This window comes from Luminiphilus sp. nBUS_16 (genome assembly GCF_051201645.1).
Taxonomy (GTDB): domain Bacteria; phylum Pseudomonadota; class Gammaproteobacteria; order Pseudomonadales; family Halieaceae; genus Luminiphilus.
The window spans coordinates 1880005-1895347 of record NZ_CP179205.1 but is presented as its reverse complement, the minus strand read 5'-3'; the positions used below and the strand labels follow the sequence as shown (position 1 = coordinate 1895347).

The following is a 15343-nucleotide window of genomic DNA, read 5'->3' as shown; positions in this document are numbered from 1 at the left end:
GGCGCCCGGTCTCGAGTCGGTCACAGGTGCCCAGGGCTTGAGAGATGACTCGAGCGCTACTTCGAGATGGCTTTTTGCCATAAGGATTGAACCCACTGCCTTATCAGCAAACCCTCAGACCATCGGTCAGACAGCTCGCGCTGGTGCTCGTTGGTAATGGCATAGGGTGGTGGGCCCAGCTCAACAAGAAATCGCATCGTGTCATTGGAGTCACTGCGTTCAGACCAAGCGCGGAAACCGTCTTCCCACCACTTTAAATATTGCGCGACCCAAGGGGCATGCTGCTCGAATTCGATCGCAATTTGAACTTGCTGGTTACTGGAGATTCTGCCCTGAAAAGAGTCTGAACGCTGGATAATGTCATCAAAATATTGCGCATCAACGGCGCTTAAAGGCAGTGATAACTCGCGGTCAACAACGAAATGCGATAGGTCAGCGCACAAACGCAACTGAGGGACTTTTTCGAGAACGTCCAGGGTATAGAACAAATCATTCAATGTGCTGTTCCGGTGAGTCTCCATGAGCACTGGAAACGGGTATTGCTTTGCTAAGTCCAGCCACCCCTCGACAATGGGCACGGCAGCTTCGGGAGAGCGCGGCATGACCTGAGCTATTATATTGACCTGTGTGGCCTTGAGGGTAGCGGCCATGTCGAGAAGGGGTTCTAGGCTGTCTTCACTGTGGGGGAAGGCGTTAACCATGCATTTGAGCCCAAGGTCTTCAAAATAGGGCGCTAGCGCCAAACTTTCGGGAATTTCGGCGACGTTAGGGTCGACACAGGCGCCGTGATAACCGGCATCTGCAATTGTCTTCAGGTGGGTGTTAGTTGGGAGCTCCGCTTGACCTGGAATCCGTTGCTCCATTGCCCAGAGTGATTGGTAAATTTCAAGCTGCTGAGGCACGGTTTAAAACGCCGTTAAAAAGGAGGCCGCATTGCCACCCGTTAGCTGCGCTGATTGGGCTGCTTTGAGGAAAGCGGGCCCGCTTACCGAACGAATGCCCGGCGCATCGTGAAAAATTCGGTAGGTGCGGTATCGGTGGTACATCACAAGCTGTGGCCAGAGCCGGATAACGGTTTGTGGATCCTCGCCAAACAACTCGCGATGGAGTGTGGGCAGCTCATACCAAGGTGCGGTGGGTTTAGCGTGGTGAGCGTTGTGATAGCCAAAGTTCAATATCAGCCAGTTCACAGATTCGTAGCGCCAGGACAAGATGGGGCTAAAGGTGTGCGCCTGCTCCCAAACGAGGTCACCCTTGTGCTCTGAAATGGGGCCGCCGAACAGGTTGGTGTTGTAGGGGTAGTCGTGTTCGAGTCCGTCTACAAACCGCAACACAATAATCATGATCATATAGGCAATCATGTAGCCTAAGAGCGCAAAGGGGTTGAGAGTGGCCACCGCGGCTAACAGCGCGCCACGGATAAAAATGACCGTGACATTGCGCGAAAGTTGGTTGCGCCGCTCTGGAATGATAAACGCGGTAAACACCATAATGCTGTGCATAAGAATGTCATGAGCAGGAATATAGAGCCACTCTAAAAAGGTGGTGAGCTTATAAACCCGAGGGTGTCGTCGAAAAAAATCTTCGTAATCGAACCACATCACATCGTCGTTTTCGACGTGGTGTCTTAGGTGCTTTGTTCGAATATCTTTGAAGGTGCCGTAACAGGACCCACAAATCCAACCTAAGATATTGGCCAGCTGTCCATTGTGTTTATTGGTGGTGAAAACCGTATTGTGCGCGCACTCATGAATGAAGTAAGCGGCGATAATCATGCCGTGGCCCAGCAGCAATACCCCGGGTAAAAACCCGATCCCGCCGCCCTCAAATAATAACCACCAGCCGGCGACATAAGCCGTTAACGCATAGAGTAGGGCGCCGGTATGCCAGCGCGCGCCCTTTGCAGATTTGAAGGTCCAAGTGTTCATAGTAATAACGGTGCCTACTTGTGCCATTACAGCTTTAAGGTCGGAGTATAAGAGCCCTTAATTATAAACAACATTATAATTTTGCGTGCCCTAGAGGAGCCTTTACGCAGGGTTCGTGGGACGGTCCATCGACCGGTGACCTGGATCAAACCTAGTGCCTTATGCCCATGGTCCTCCCACCAGGTTGTAGTATCGCCCTCAGCCCCGGTCTTTTGCCTCTGTTCGTACTTCGGTATTCGTGTGCGCGTGATGCCTGAGCGCCTTGAGACCTAAAATTTTAGTGCGGCTTAAGCGTTGGTCTCTGGGTAGATTTAACGCTCCAGAAAACCGCCACTAATCAGCGTGATAGTTTTCTACCTTTTCCCCCAAAACACGCAGGCTAATCGCAGTTACTCCCGCCGCAGCGAGCATTCCGACCCACCAGGGCACCCCAAAGCTGGTAGGTACGGTGCCCACGAGCAAAGCCGCTCCGCCCGCTAGCAGCGCATAGGGTAGTTGAGTGCGCACGTGCTCGATATGATCGCACCCCGCTGACAGCGAGGACATTACGGTTGTGTCCGAAATGGGTGAGCAGTGGTCCCCCCAAACGGCTCCTGCCAGAACGCCAGACACTGATGAGTAGAGTAGGTAGTAATGCTCCGGATCAGCTTGTCCATTGGCGCTCATGACAGCCCAGGCTAGGGGCATCACAAGCGGCAGTAAAATACCCATTGCGCCCCAGCTGCTGCCTGTCGAAAACGCTGTAAAGGCGGCCAGCACAAAAACCGTGGCAGGCAGCATTGTGACGGGCAAATTATCCCCAAGGCTGGCAATTAAAAAGTCGGCAGTATGAAGTTCGCTGCTGATTTCTGACATGGACCAAGCGAGGACTAAAATGATCATTGCGACGAAAGTAAATCGGGCGCCAGAAATCCAGGCGTCGACAATTTCTTCAAGGGACAGCAGCCGCTGCACGCTGCTCATAACCACTGCGGTAAAAGCCGATAACAATGATGCCCACATCAGGGCTCTGTAGGAATCTGCGGTTCCCACGATATCGCTTACGGTATCGCCTTCACCGGTTATGTAGAGACCAGCGAGAATGCTGCCTGCCATAACAGCCACTGGCAGTAGGGCGTTAATGGCCCTCGGTGGTAAACCCGGTTTCATAGCCAAGGCGGCTTCGTCGTCTGCCCCCACCGTTGATTTGACGGGCGGCGCAGTAACCCCAGTTGATCGAGCGCGACGCTCAGCTTTTAACATAGGGCCAAATTCCCGCCCGGTGGTTATGATAAGCACGACCAAAAACATAGCCATAAACGGATAAAAGCTATAGAGGATAGAGTTTAAGAAAAGGCTGTAGGCGCTCATGGTGAGACCGTCGATTTTTGCGATGGCGTCGCCGATAAGACTAACCTGATACCCAATCCACGTGGTGACCAAAGCGATCGTTGCAATAGGTGCTGCGGTTGAGTCCACGATATAGGCGAGTTTTTCCCGAGATATCCGAAGACGATCGGTGATAGAGCGACTCGAGTTGCCGACAACTAGGGTGTTGGAGTAATCATCGAAGAAAATAACCAGTCCCAGCGACCAGACTGCTAGTTGGCCTCTTTTGGCACTGCTTGCGCCTTTAATGATTAATTCGACAATTCCACGCATCCCGCCATTGCGAGACACGATGCCCACCATGCCAGCGATCATGAAGGTAAAAAGCATAATGGTAACGTGGTCACGATTGACGACGGCATTGGCAACGTAAACTTCAAAACTAGTGAAGAGTCCAAGGAACAAGCCTTTAAGTGACATGCCTTGCAACGCCCAGGCCCCCAACCAAAGTCCCAGCATGAGGGCGGGCAGTACGCTGCGAATCAGAAGCGCTATTACTATTGCTAATACCGGGGGCAGCACGGAGATCCAAGCAGCAATGACGGGTACCACCGCGCTGGTTATTTGCATGTCGCTATGCAGCGTAAGTTCTAAAACGTCGCCATCGCCAGACCGCACATTCCGGAAGGCCCAGCCGTCACCATCGGGCTGTGGGTAATAGGTATTGGCCTCAGTAGTGAGCACCGCAGTTTGAGCGTCGTCCCCTGTGACGGTGATGGTGTAGTCAATGCCTCGAAGAAATACCTGAGGAGCTTCAATTTCAGCGCCGCTGACATTGGCACCGAAGGTTAACCATAGACCTATTGCTAGACAAAGTTTGCGCATTATGGATTGCAGGGTGTTGCGCTGCATATTGAAACTCCAGTTAGGAGAGGAATAGATGGTGGACTCGCTGTCTCATTATGCCTTGTAGAGCGTCTGAATACTCAACTGGCGCGCCACTGTTTGAAAATTGCTTTCTCCAGCTGCTAGGGTTCTAGGAGTTGTGCACTGCGATAGTCTGATCCACAAAAAATCTCTGATGGCACGGTGCTGGCTTGGATGAGTTCTGTGTTTGCTACGACGCGGGCAGGCGTAACAACATGCGCCGTTGAACGATTTTGGCGCACTCGTCTAAAAGTTTTTATCGCCCAGATGCTGCAGTTCCGGACTTCGATGATAAAAGACGCCGGGAGATTTTTCGTGGCAGAGGGCTAGCAACGCTCGAGCAAGTTGCTCTGCTGAAATGCTGGCGTATCGATCCCAGGGCCCTCGGGTCAGTAGCGCTATTGCCGGCGCTAACCGCTGTAACAGATGCTCTACGGGTCGTCGAACTTCGCGTTCACCCAATAAGAGGCCGGGCTGTAAAATATCCAGTCGTGCGAACCCCAAGTTAGCCAGCTCGATTTCCACCGCACCTTTGATTCGTGCATAAAAAGCACTGGCGTCGGCATCGGCTCCGATTGCCGTGACGATCAGAAAATGCTCCACCCCTGCTTGCTTTGCTGCATTGGCAAAGGCCAGCACGGCATCGAAATCAATGGCCTTGAAAGCCGTCTTGGAACCCGCATCAGCGATGGTCGTGCCCAGTGTGCACACGGCGGTTTCTGCTGGAGGCAAAGCGGGTAGGGCAGCAAAATCAACAACCAACTCATTCGGCGCGCTACCGGTCACGCGGCGGCCCACCGTCGTTAGGCTAATGTTGTGCTCGTTGGCTTGTGTGATAAAGGCCCGACCTACAAGACCGGTACCCCCCGCTAAAAGTACATTCATGAAACAAACAATCCTTTTTCAAGGCAATAGCTAAGTGCTCTCGAGCACGCTAGTGGGGCAGTTGCCGTATTGTACTCTACAGTCGAGCATAACCGTCGCGGGTACGCCGTTTTACGCTGCATAAATGCGGGTGTGTTGCGCTTGAGTCGCTGTTTGTTGACGAGCTCGAGGAATCCATATTCAAAGCCCGGTTGCTTAAATTTCATTAAAGTTAGAGGCGGTTGAAACGGCTGCGCAGCGCATCAGTGTGGCGCAAAGCCCCCTTGCGCGTTTGCTGATTCGGTCACGCGCGCTTGGGGTCTAGCGATATCATGCTCGGTTAAGCTGCGCCCAATAGCGCAGCCAATTCGAGTGTTTTTACTCAGTCGAGATTGTCATCAATGCAATCGATCAGCTTGTCGCTATCTAAGTCGTCAATAAAGTCGTCCACGGCGTCATCCGAGGGCATGCCTTTATTTTTTTTGATCATAGCCTCAGCGGCTTTTATTACGCTGGCATCAGCTTTGCAGGTTTTTAAAGCGGCCATCAGTTCGCCGGCTGCATCAGCGGCAGAAGCTGTGGAAGCCTGCAAAAGCACAGCGAATGCGAATGCGGTGGCGCGAGCTACAGTGGTTGACTTCATGAATAAATCCTTTCGTTAGAGTTTATTAGGTGCTCAAACGTACGCCTAAAAAGTTCAGGTTGAAAGCCTTCAATTTAGAAAGAGTCGCGTTTTGATAGCCTGACGCAGACAACGTTTTTACTGTCTGAGCGCTGGCATCTAACTGCTAATCATGAGCTAGGGTTTCGCAGGCTGCGCTGTAAGACACTGAGGTTGAAGTCGACCAGTCTTGCGATGATTCTCTCGCTGGAGTCAACATATTAGACAACGGTAAATGCACTTTTATTGCGCATCCTACCGAGCATTCATAAGTGGTATGGTTTGGGCTCTCCCATCAAGAAATAAGGCATGGATTGCCATGACGACCGGCAGTAAATCGACACTCTTTATAGGGCCCAAAGGTGAGCAAGGCCAGGTTTTTTCATCGCTCTGGGATCACTTATTGTCGGTGACAATGCAACGCAGATCGCAACGGTTTGCCGCTGATTCCGAATGGCACCCGTTATCTACCACTACTCATCATGGCGATCAGGCGACGGTTTTATCCGCCTTAGAGGAGTTGTTGGATTTATTACGGGAGGAAATTCCGACGTTTAGCCCGCGATACTTAGGGCACATGGTGTCAGACGTATCAATCCCGGCTCTTTTGGGCCATATGGCGATGCTGTTTGAAAACGCGAATCTTGCGTCAAGAGAAGCCGCGGTCGTCGGTTCTGCCCTTGAGACTGAAGCCATAAACCTGCTGGCAAACATGGTGGGGCTCGATCCAAAACCGGCGAGAGGGCATTTTACTTCCGGGGGAACCCTAGCGAACTTTGAGGCCGTATGGCGCGCGCGCTACCGGCTAGATCACTGGTTAGCTTTAGGTGTTTGGCTAAAAGTTAATGGGCACAGCGATGCTCCGCTGTTTGATTGGGCGCATTGTGGTTGGTCTGTTTACCACGAGCAGATGAAATGTCATGGCCTCTCTGAGCCTGACCTCTTGCCTTTCAGCAGTGTCGTTATGGGCGCTCTTGCAATGTCTCGATTCGCGCGGGAACACTTTGAAGAAGAATGGCCAGAGCCGGTGTTGTTGGTGCCGGGCAACAAGCATTATTCCTGGCCCAAGGCGGCCAACATTTTTGGTTTAGGTCGTGAGGCTGTTTGGTCTTGTGATCTTGATGAAAAAGGCAGGCTCTCTCCCCTGGCGCTGAAGGCGCAGATTGATCGAGCAGAAAAAGCAGGGCGTCCAGTCATGATGGTAGTTTCGGTTGCAGGAACAACTGAGCTCGGCATGATTGATCCGGTGAATAAAGTGGCTGATCTGCTTGAGGATCTTTGTGAACATCGTGGCCTTCATATTTGGCATCACATTGACGCCGCTTATGGCGGATATTTTTGCAGCCTTTTAAAAGGAGAGGGGAGTTCACTATCGGCCGAGAGTGAGGCGGCCTTGCAGGCTTTTCCTAGGGCTAGTTCTTTGACCTTAGATCCCCATAAGCTGGGATTTGTGCCCTATGCCTGTGGCGCCTTTTTAGTCCCCGACCCCAATGCGTACCTTGTTTCCAATATTCACGCGCCCTACCTTGAAGAGATTGCTGACGCAAAGTTTCCCAGTTGGTCTACGACCTTAGAAGGCTCAAGAGCAGCCACAGGGCCCAGTGCGGTATGGCTGAGCGCAAAGATCATGCCGCTGAATAATCAGGGACATGGTCGGTTTTTGAATAAAAGTTTATCGATCACTCGCATGCTTTACGAAGCGATTTCCAAAGTTTCCTCTGACATTCGCATGCTGGACTCGAGCGACACAAACGTTATGTGTTTTGCGATTGCCGCAGCAGGGGACGCTGTTAGCGAGGCCAATCGGAAAACGGAAGCTGTGATTGCGCACTTTCGTGCAAGTACAGAATTATCGGCAACCCGCACCGGCTTGACCGTCGAAAACTACGGGCAGTTAGTCGCTGGTACCGTTGCCCGCTGGGGTGGATCACTCGATACCGATTACCTCACGGTGGTGCGAATGGTGGTGATGAATCCCTACTTAGAGGATGAGTCGATCGTTCAAAATATTCAGGCTCAACTCGAAGACTCTTTGCGGAGCGCTTTGGCATAAAAACCCCATTCCTATGAGAAGGGTTTGAGCGTTGGGTTTTCGCGTCGCTGCAGGGTGTTGTAATATTTCAAAGACGAGAATTACCCTTGGTATTGTTGTTGCTGCGATACGTGATTGCGTAGCATGACGTAGACAACTTGGAGATAGCGATGAACAACGTTGAATCTTTTTCTGATGAGGCAGAAGCCTTCGCGCAAATCGAAGCGAAAAACTGGCATGCGGTGACACTCGACATACCTGCAGAGTCTAATGATTTTCACTGGCACGATTTTGATGCCGTTGTTTATGTTACCAAGGGTGAGCTGATGCTGACCGTTGAAGGTATGGAAGGGCCTATTAGCTGTGTGCGTGGCACGAAAATTAATGCCACTGCAGGTGTCGTGCATCGTGAAGAGAGCTCGGGCTATTCGGCCATCATTGGGTTCGAACAAGCTCCAGAAGCATTGACCCAACCCATAAATAAAGCGCCGCCCGCAGCGGTGGGGCAGTAGCAGATGGACACCAAGAGCGTCCGTAGCGTACTGCAACGTGGGATAAACCCCATTGGTCTCCGTCACCTGTGGTTGCTGGTTGTCGTGTTGTGTAGTGCCGGGGCACATGCCAGCACAATGATTCATGCCGGGCGGCTAGTCGATGTTGCGAACGGCCGTGTCCTTACGGAGCAAACCATTCAAATTGAGGGCGATCGAATTGTCGCTGTGACACCAGGCTACTCGACTGACGAAAATGTTGAGGTTATCGACCTTAGAGATGCCACAGTGATGCCGGGTTTCATGGATATGCATGTGCATTTGGGGCAGGAATTAAATCCGCCTGGCAGCTATTCAGAGGGCTTCTACATGAACTCAGCGGATATTGCTTTGCGCTCGACAGTCTATGCCCGTCGAACCCTCGAGGCTGGATTCACGACAGTACGTGACCTGGGGGCCAATGATAAAGACGCACTTTTCGCTCTGAGAGACGCCATCAATGCGGGCATTGTAGTGGGGCCACGGATATTTGCCGCGGGAAAGTCTATTGCAACCACTGGTGGTCACGCCGACCCCACCAATGGCTTGCGTGAAGACTTGCGAGGGGACCCTGGGCCAAAGGAGGGCGTTATCAACGGCCCTTCTGATGCCTATAAAGCGGTGCGACAGCGTTATAAAGACGGCAGTGATGTCGTTAAGTTAACGGTTACCGGAGGGGTATTGTCACTCGCTAAAAGTGGCGACAACCCGCAGTTCACCAGCGAAGAGTTGGAAGCCGTTATTGCGGCGGCTAGTGATTACGACTTTGTTGTTGCGGTTCACGCTCATGGCGCTGAAGGCATGAAGCGTGCGATTAGGGCGGGGGTGCATTCGGTAGAACACGGGACGTATATGGATGCCGAAGCTATTGATCTGATGAAAGCCCATAAAACGTGGTACGTGCCCACCATATCTGCGGGTAAATGGGTGGCCGAGCTATCAGAGCAAGAGGGCAAGCTACCTGCAGTTGTCCGGCCTAAGGCTGCTGCAGTGGGCCCTCAGATTCAGAGTACATTTGCAGAAGCCTGGCGCCAAGGCGTACCGATTGCTTTTGGGACTGATGCAGGTGTGTCGCCTCACGGTAAGAATGGGCGTGAATTTGGCTTCATGGTCGAAGTAGGCATGCCTGTGATGGAAGCGTTACGTGCAGCAACAATCAATGCGGCAATGCTGCTACGGGTGGAAGATGAGCTAGGACAGATAGCGCCGAATTTTTTTGCTGACTTAGTAGCGGTACGTCAAGATCCCTTCTCTGATGTTAGCAGTCTCGAAACGCCAGATTTCGTGATGAAATCGGGGATTATCGTCGTCTCAAGTACCAGTAACTGAGCCGGCGTGATTTAGATCGTTTTGCTGAGGCACCACTGTACGGGCATCAGCGATGTTCATCGCCCCATGCCACGGGGGCGGTTCTCCTAGCGCCGTTGCGCCGGCGATAGTCAGCAGTCTCTTGGCTCTGGCAGCGGTCAGACAAGGGCGCTGCCGTCTTGAAAGAGTGGCCCCTGTGCCTCTGCATCCACAAGGTCTCACTGGTATGATGAGGATCAGTGCTAAAGCATCAGCAATTTCTATCGATGTTACCCTTGCCCTTACAGCACTGAAAAACTGAAGTTGAGGTGATATTGAGCCAGAGAATAAAAAACTACCTTACCGAGCACACGGCTGTCATTGCGGCATTATCAGCTGAGCTGGACACGATGACGGCCATGATTCAGCTCTGTACCCAGCGTTTGCGCGAGGGCAGTAAAATCCTGATCTGTGGGAACGGGGGGTCCGCCGCCGACGCCCAGCACATCGCTGCAGAGCTCATAGGACGTTTTGTGGACGATCGCCGTGCACTGCCAGCCGTAGCGTTGACTACAGATTCATCTGCCCTGACAGCGATCGCTAACGACTACGGCTATGACGCGGTGTTCTCGCGTCAAGTAGAGGGCTTGGGTCGTGCCGGTGATGTGCTGCTTAGTATTTCCACGTCCGGTAACTCAGCGAGTGTGAATGAGGCAACTCAAACCGCGACAACTCTCGGCATGCATACGCTGGCGTTGACGGGTAAATCTGGGGGTGTTTTGAAGTCACTAGCGGATCTTGCCTTGGTGGTGCCCTCAGAGGTCACCGCACATATCCAAGAGTGCCACATTGTTGTGGGTCACTTATTGTGCGACGGCATTGAGCAAGGCCTCGAGTTGGCTTAGCACGATGACTTCGGCGACAAACCAAAAAGCGGTTTTTCTCGACCGTGACGGTGTGATCAATAGTGACCGAGGCTATGTCTCACAATGGTCCGAATTCGAATTGCTTCCGGGCGTTGTCACGGCGTTAGCCGATATGCAGGCGCTGGGCTATCGGCTAATTATAGTGACTAACCAGTCTGGTATTGGTCGTGGCTTTTATACCGAGGGTGACTTTGCCGCTTTGAGTACGCAATTAATCGATTTCTTGGCAGGTCACGATATCCAGCTCACCGCGATTTATCATTGTCCCCATCATCCGACGGAGGCCCAAGGGGGCTTCAAAAAACACTGTGACTGTCGTAAACCCCAGCCGGGTATGGTGTTACGCGGTGTGGACGATTGGCAGCTAGAGGTCGAAGCCTGCGCTCTTGTAGGTGATAAATCCTCAGATATCGAAGCTGGGCGGCGTGCGGGTATCGGCCATTTGTTTCAAGTCGCTTCTGAAGGCGAGATAGAGGGTGACGGGGTAACTTCGGTCACTGATCTGCCCGAGGTGGTGAAATATTTAACAGCGCTCGCTGAGCAATAAAACGGTGCTGGCTATAAAGCGATTGATGAAGAATGGGCGGCGATACGCGAAATCGGCGCCCCGCCCGGGTTACAATCGCGGTTTGTTGGTTGGCCAGGGTTAGTCTCGCTATGTCACTTTGTCCTCTGTTCGATACGAGCTCAATCTTGGTAGTGGGCGATGTAATGCTCGACCGTTTTTGGAGCGGTGGCACCGATCGCGTAAGCCCGGAAGCGCCAGTGCCTGTGGTACGGGTAAACGATAATGCCTGTCGAGCGGGTGGGGCGGGCAATGTTGCCGTTAATATCGCCGCATTGGGTGGTCAAGCGACGCTGAGCGGCCTATGCGGTGACGATGAGGCAGCAGGCCTGCTCCGTAAAGTGATTGAGGCTGCAGGAGTAACGTGGGCGGTCTGCCCATCAGCCCCAGAAACCATCGTTAAGTTGCGTGTCATGAGTCGTAATCAACAGCTGTTGCGCATGGATTTTGAATCTACGATGGCGCCTTATGCCGATGACATTTTTAGTGGGTTTGTAAAGGCGCAGCTTGATGCGGTCGACACCGTGATTTTTAGTGATTACGCCAAGGGGACTTTGACGCAGGTTCAGGACTTAATTGAGCAAGCGAAATCACAGAACAAGCGGATCCTCATTGATCCGAAGGGCAAGGATCTCACCCGTTACCGCGGTGCAACGCTATTGACACCGAATTTGGCCGAGTTTGAGGCCGTTGTCGGGCGCTGTGACACTGAAACGGAAATCATTGATCGCGGTACAGAGCTTCTCGACGATTTAATGTTAGAGGCGCTGTTAATCACTCGTAGTGAGCGCGGCATGACCTTGTTACAGCGGGAGCATCCGCCGCTGCATTTGCCCGCCAAGGCTAGAGAGGTTTTTGACGTCACGGGGGCAGGCGATACGGTGATCGCTGTTCTCGCGGCGGCGCTGTCGGCGGGAGAAAGCCTGGAAAATAGTACGCGGCTGGCTAACGTGGCAGCGGGTTTGGTGGTTGCCAAGCTGGGTACTGCGACGGTTACCCGTGACGAGCTGACCGCGGTCTTATCGGCAAATGTGCCATCGCCCTTTATATCCAAGGACCGGGTGTTTACGGAGGAGGATTTGCTGTCCAAGGTCGCCGCCGCCAAAGCCTCAGGCGAAAAAATCATTATGACCAATGGCTGCTTCGACATACTTCACAAAGGTCATGTCGATTATTTAAGCCGTGCCCGGGCTCTGGGGCATCGACTGATTGTGGCGGTTAATGACGATGCTTCAGTTGCGGCTCTAAAAGGGCCCGCTCGCCCAATAAACCCTCTCGATGCACGGATGGAGATGCTGGCAGCACTAAGGTGTGTCGACTGGGTAGTTTCCTTTTCGAGTGACACCCCCGCCGACTTAATTGCTGCAATTGCCCCAGACGTTTTGGTTAAGGGCGGTGACTATCGCCCTGAAGAGATTGCCGGTGCCGATGCCGTGTTGGCCAATGGCGGACGCGTAGAGGTCTTGAGTTTCGTGGAGGGCTTTTCTACCACGGCGCTTATCGAGGCGTTGCAGCGGTAGGAACGATTCGCAGCCCTTGGGGCCGCGTCCTTAAGAACACGCCGCTAGCAGCTATGACACTTGAGGATCTGGTCGCAGGGTGCGGGGCCCAGCACGCCCCAATTTCAAGGCGTTGTGCTCTTTACCATTTGTTGCCCCCAAGACATGACATCCTCAAGGGTTGAAGTAGGCTCGAGGCATCGCGCTGTCAGTATCAAGGTAGCGGTCTCGCAGTAAGGTCTGCCGGCTCACCATTGTGTCGGGTATACCGCCAAGGATGACTTGCTGTGCTTGCGTAGTGACTTCGAGAGGGTCTCCGCTCCATATGACCAGATCTGCTCGAGCCCCTTCCGATGCACTTCGCGGCTCTGCCCCGAAAACCTCTGCAGGTGTAGAGCTGATCGCGGCGAGAGCCGCACTGTGGGGGAGTCCGTTAGCCGCAGCGTTACCCGCTAATTGACGTACCTTACGCGCGTTATGAGTCTCACCACTACTGAAGATAATCGGCACCCCAGCCTTGTGCAAAATGGCGGCGTTATCCAGTCGAGCGCCCAGAGACTCAAAACTTGCTGGTAGATTTTCGAGGGGGTTCAAAATAACCGGGACACCTGCGTCTGCGAGAGATTTCGCGACCATCCACGCTTCGCTCCCGCCATGTATGACAGGGGATAGCTTATGCTCGGCAGCAAATGCGAGCACTCGCATAATGTCGGCAGCGCGGTCGGCATGAAACAGAAAAAGCCCATCGTCGCTGGCGCTCTTCAGCAGGGCCGCGCCTTGGGGAGTGATGAGCGTCAGATCCTCGTCTGTCATGGCTTCAGCAAAAGTCTGGTTGAGCAACATCCAATGCGCGACTCTGGAGCCCCCCACAGAGGCTGCTGACCTGCCAGAGGTTTGAACGTAAACGACGGGCTTGCCCTCAAAACTGTCGTAACCGCCATCAAATCGAACAAGTCCGCCATGGCCGCTGAGGGTCTTGTCGCCGCCTCGAGCCGCCAATAAAGCAAAGCCGAAACCTTCAACCCGAGTGATCGGTATGACGCTTGAGTGCGGGTTATAGGCCATACGAACGTCAAACTCAGGGTGCATTAACTCGGTGTAAAGTTCGCGGTAGCTGCTGTCCACCGCTTCACTAACAGCCTCTACTTCACTGAGTCCGGATACGGTAACACCAGCGAACAGAGCGGGCGTGACGGGACGACCGTTGGCATTGATGACTTTGATCATTTTGTTGGTGGGAATTCTGGGTGCAATTTTTGCGATGCGACCATCTTTGATCAAAATGTCGGTGTTTTCGATGACCCCCGCATCACTTTGTGTGTGTAGGTTCGCGCCCATAATGAGCAAGTCCTGTGCGAGGGCGATCGAGCACGTAAAAGTCAGTAGTACTGTAATAAACCCAAGCTTCATTGTGCTGCCTCCAAAAGTTGGCCTAGTTCAAAGTCGGACACGGGCTGCAGGGCAGAGTTGTCTCGATCGAAAACCATGGCGCCGTCAATAAACACCTGTTGGGCTTTTGCATACACACTAAAGGGGTTTTGATTCCAGATTACGACATCGGCCATCTTCCCCGGGGTTAGGGTGCCCGTTTGTTCTGCGATGCCTAAAGATTTCGCCGCATTCGAGGTTATCCAGCGTATGGCCCTCTCGGGCGGAATGTCCAAGCCCGCAGCCTGTCCTTTGCTCATGGCTTTAGCGGCCTCCTGATTAAGTCGCTGTATGCCTTCATCAGAATCTGAGTGAACGATAGCGCAGCTATTCTCGGGTCTATCAACCATGGCGATATTCTCCTGAATACCGTCGTAGGCTTCCATTTTAAAGCCCCACCAATCTGCCCACAGTGCGCCGCAAACGTCGTTTTTGGCGAGCTCATCCGCAATTTTGTAAGCCTCGACACCATGGTGAAAAGTGCCCAACTGGTAGCCAAATTCGTCAGCCATATCGAGGATAGTCATCATTTCGTCGGCTCGGTAACAATGCATATGAACAAGAATTTCACCTTTCAATACGCCCGCAAGAGTTTCAAGTTCTAGGTCGCGCTTTGGGGGCTTGATGAGTGCTGCGGCGAGGGCGCTGTTGCTGTCGCTGCTGTCCTCAACATTGGCTGATTGTTTGGCCATCTTTTGCTCATATTGCTCCCAGTCTCGAATATAACGCTGGGCGCGAATCCATGAGGCACGGTAGGCCGCGACATTACCCATACGCGTAGATGGGGCTTGCTTTCTACCGCCATACACACGTTTGGGATTTTCACCGCAGGCCATTTTTAAGCCATAAGGGGCACCGGGAAACTTCATCGCTTGGTAGGTATTTTTGGGAATATTTTTTAGCGTCACGCTGCGGCCGCCAAATAGATTTGCAGACCCCGGTAATATTTGCAGCGTGGTAATGCCGCCCGCGATAGCTCTAGAAAACCCCGGGTCTTGTGGCCACACGCTGTGCTCTGCCCATACCTCAGCAGTGACGGGGGCGGTAGCCTCATTGCCGTCTGAATGGGCAGAAACCCCCGGGCTAGGGTAAACGCCCAAATGTGAATGCACATCAATAATGCCCGGGGTTAACCATTTGCCAGTTGCATCAATCGTATTAACGCCGTCGCTTGGTACCGTGCCTTCACCCACCCAAACAACTTTTCCATCCGAGATATACATATCGGCCTCGTCAAGTCGCCGACCATCCCCGGTCAAAATGGTCGCGTTGGTAATTAGCGTCGGGGACGAGGGTAAAGGCTGATAGGTCGAGGGGAAGGGCGTAGCAGAGACCGTCGCTGTAAAGACTGACAAAAGAACCGCAAGAATTGAGCGCATTGGTTGTCC

The 15343-nt window shown here is 52.9% G+C and carries 13 protein-coding genes; 6 read left to right on the top strand and 7 right to left on the bottom strand.

What is annotated here, in order from left to right; all coding sequences use genetic code 11:
- Nucleotides 1–56: 56 nt before the first annotated feature.
- From ACMAY6_RS08445 to ACMAY6_RS08425, 5 genes are all read right to left on the bottom strand, one after another.
- Entirely contained in the window at nt 57–902 is an 846-nt protein-coding gene (locus tag ACMAY6_RS08445; protein WP_435210961.1) for a sugar phosphate isomerase/epimerase family protein, read from the bottom strand.
- Nucleotides 903–905: 3 nt separating this feature from the next.
- The gene (locus ACMAY6_RS08440) at nt 906–1928 is read right to left on the bottom strand and encodes a fatty acid desaturase (protein ID WP_435210959.1); all 1023 of its coding nucleotides are present in this window, start codon (nt 1926–1928) and stop codon (nt 906–908) included.
- A 333-nt stretch (nt 1929–2261) separates the two neighbouring features.
- The gene (locus ACMAY6_RS08435) at nt 2262–4148 is read right to left on the bottom strand and encodes a Na+/H+ antiporter NhaC family protein (RefSeq protein ID WP_435210957.1); all 1887 of its coding nucleotides are present in this window, start codon (nt 4146–4148) and stop codon (nt 2262–2264) included.
- Nucleotides 4149–4409: 261 nt separating this feature from the next.
- Nucleotides 4410–5048, bottom strand: a complete 639-nt coding sequence (locus tag ACMAY6_RS08430) for an NAD-dependent epimerase/dehydratase family protein (protein ID WP_435210956.1) — start codon at nt 5046–5048, stop codon at nt 4410–4412.
- Nucleotides 5049–5409: 361 nt separating this feature from the next.
- Complete coding sequence (locus ACMAY6_RS08425; RefSeq protein WP_435210954.1) at nt 5410–5670, bottom strand: hypothetical protein; 261 nt, start codon at nt 5668–5670, stop codon at nt 5410–5412.
- A gap of 337 nt (nt 5671–6007) precedes the next feature.
- Here ACMAY6_RS08425 and ACMAY6_RS08420 point away from each other — a divergent pair, with 337 nt between their 5' ends.
- The 6 genes from ACMAY6_RS08420 to hldE all read left to right on the top strand — a co-directional run bounded on the left by ACMAY6_RS08420 (nt 6008) and on the right by hldE (nt 12548).
- On the top strand, nt 6008–7741 hold the full coding sequence (locus ACMAY6_RS08420) for a pyridoxal phosphate-dependent decarboxylase family protein (RefSeq protein WP_435210953.1): 1734 nt from the start codon (nt 6008–6010) through the stop codon (nt 7739–7741).
- Nucleotides 7742–7890: 149 nt separating this feature from the next.
- Complete coding sequence (locus tag ACMAY6_RS08415; RefSeq protein WP_435210951.1) at nt 7891–8232, top strand: hypothetical protein; 342 nt, start codon at nt 7891–7893, stop codon at nt 8230–8232.
- A gap of 3 nt (nt 8233–8235) precedes the next feature.
- Nucleotides 8236–9579, top strand: a complete 1344-nt coding sequence (locus tag ACMAY6_RS08410; protein WP_435210949.1) for an amidohydrolase family protein — start codon at nt 8236–8238, stop codon at nt 9577–9579.
- Nucleotides 9580–9872: 293 nt separating this feature from the next.
- Nucleotides 9873–10442, top strand: coding sequence for a D-sedoheptulose 7-phosphate isomerase (gene gmhA, locus ACMAY6_RS08405; protein ID WP_435210948.1), 570 nt, complete (start codon nt 9873–9875; stop codon nt 10440–10442).
- A 4-nt stretch (nt 10443–10446) separates the two neighbouring features.
- Entirely contained in the window at nt 10447–11010 is a 564-nt protein-coding gene (locus ACMAY6_RS08400; protein ID WP_435210946.1) for a D-glycero-alpha-D-manno-heptose-1,7-bisphosphate 7-phosphatase, read from the top strand.
- A gap of 110 nt (nt 11011–11120) precedes the next feature.
- Complete coding sequence (hldE, locus tag ACMAY6_RS08395; RefSeq protein WP_435210944.1) at nt 11121–12548, top strand: bifunctional D-glycero-beta-D-manno-heptose-7-phosphate kinase/D-glycero-beta-D-manno-heptose 1-phosphate adenylyltransferase HldE; 1428 nt, start codon at nt 11121–11123, stop codon at nt 12546–12548.
- Between the two features lie 153 nt (nt 12549–12701).
- Here the strand turns inward: hldE and ACMAY6_RS08390 are convergent, their stop codons facing one another.
- Both ACMAY6_RS08390 and ACMAY6_RS08385 read right to left on the bottom strand, forming a co-directional pair.
- Nucleotides 12702–13937 carry an amidohydrolase family protein gene (locus ACMAY6_RS08390; protein ID WP_435210942.1) on the bottom strand — a complete coding sequence of 412 codons (1236 nt, stop codon included), beginning with the start codon at nt 13935–13937 and terminating at the stop codon, nt 12702–12704.
- Nucleotides 13934–15334, bottom strand: a complete 1401-nt coding sequence (locus ACMAY6_RS08385; RefSeq protein ID WP_435210941.1) for an amidohydrolase — start codon at nt 15332–15334, stop codon at nt 13934–13936. The genes ACMAY6_RS08390 and ACMAY6_RS08385 overlap by 4 nt, the downstream gene beginning before the upstream one ends.
- Nucleotides 15335–15343 lie beyond the last annotated feature (9 nt).

Coding starts and splice junctions, on each gene's coding strand:
- ACMAY6_RS08440 (WP_435210959.1), bottom strand. CDS start 1,928: ATGAACACTTGGACCTTCAAATCTGCAAAGGGCGCGCGCTGGCATACC.
- ACMAY6_RS08435 (WP_435210957.1), bottom strand. CDS start 4,148: ATGCAGCGCAACACCCTGCAATCCATAATGCGCAAACTTTGTCTAGCA.
- ACMAY6_RS08430 (WP_435210956.1), bottom strand. CDS start 5,048: ATGAATGTACTTTTAGCGGGGGGTACCGGTCTTGTAGGTCGGGCCTTT.
- ACMAY6_RS08425 (WP_435210954.1), bottom strand. CDS start 5,670: ATGAAGTCAACCACTGTAGCTCGCGCCACCGCATTCGCATTCGCTGTG.
- ACMAY6_RS08420 (WP_435210953.1), top strand. CDS start 6,008: ATGACGACCGGCAGTAAATCGACACTCTTTATAGGGCCCAAAGGTGAG.
- ACMAY6_RS08415 (WP_435210951.1), top strand. CDS start 7,891: ATGAACAACGTTGAATCTTTTTCTGATGAGGCAGAAGCCTTCGCGCAA.
- ACMAY6_RS08410 (WP_435210949.1), top strand. CDS start 8,236: ATGGACACCAAGAGCGTCCGTAGCGTACTGCAACGTGGGATAAACCCC.
- ACMAY6_RS08400 (WP_435210946.1), top strand. CDS start 10,447: ATGACTTCGGCGACAAACCAAAAAGCGGTTTTTCTCGACCGTGACGGT.
- hldE (WP_435210944.1), top strand. CDS start 11,121: ATGTCACTTTGTCCTCTGTTCGATACGAGCTCAATCTTGGTAGTGGGC.
- ACMAY6_RS08390 (WP_435210942.1), bottom strand. CDS start 13,937: ATGAAGCTTGGGTTTATTACAGTACTACTGACTTTTACGTGCTCGATC.
- ACMAY6_RS08385 (WP_435210941.1), bottom strand. CDS start 15,334: ATGCGCTCAATTCTTGCGGTTCTTTTGTCAGTCTTTACAGCGACGGTC.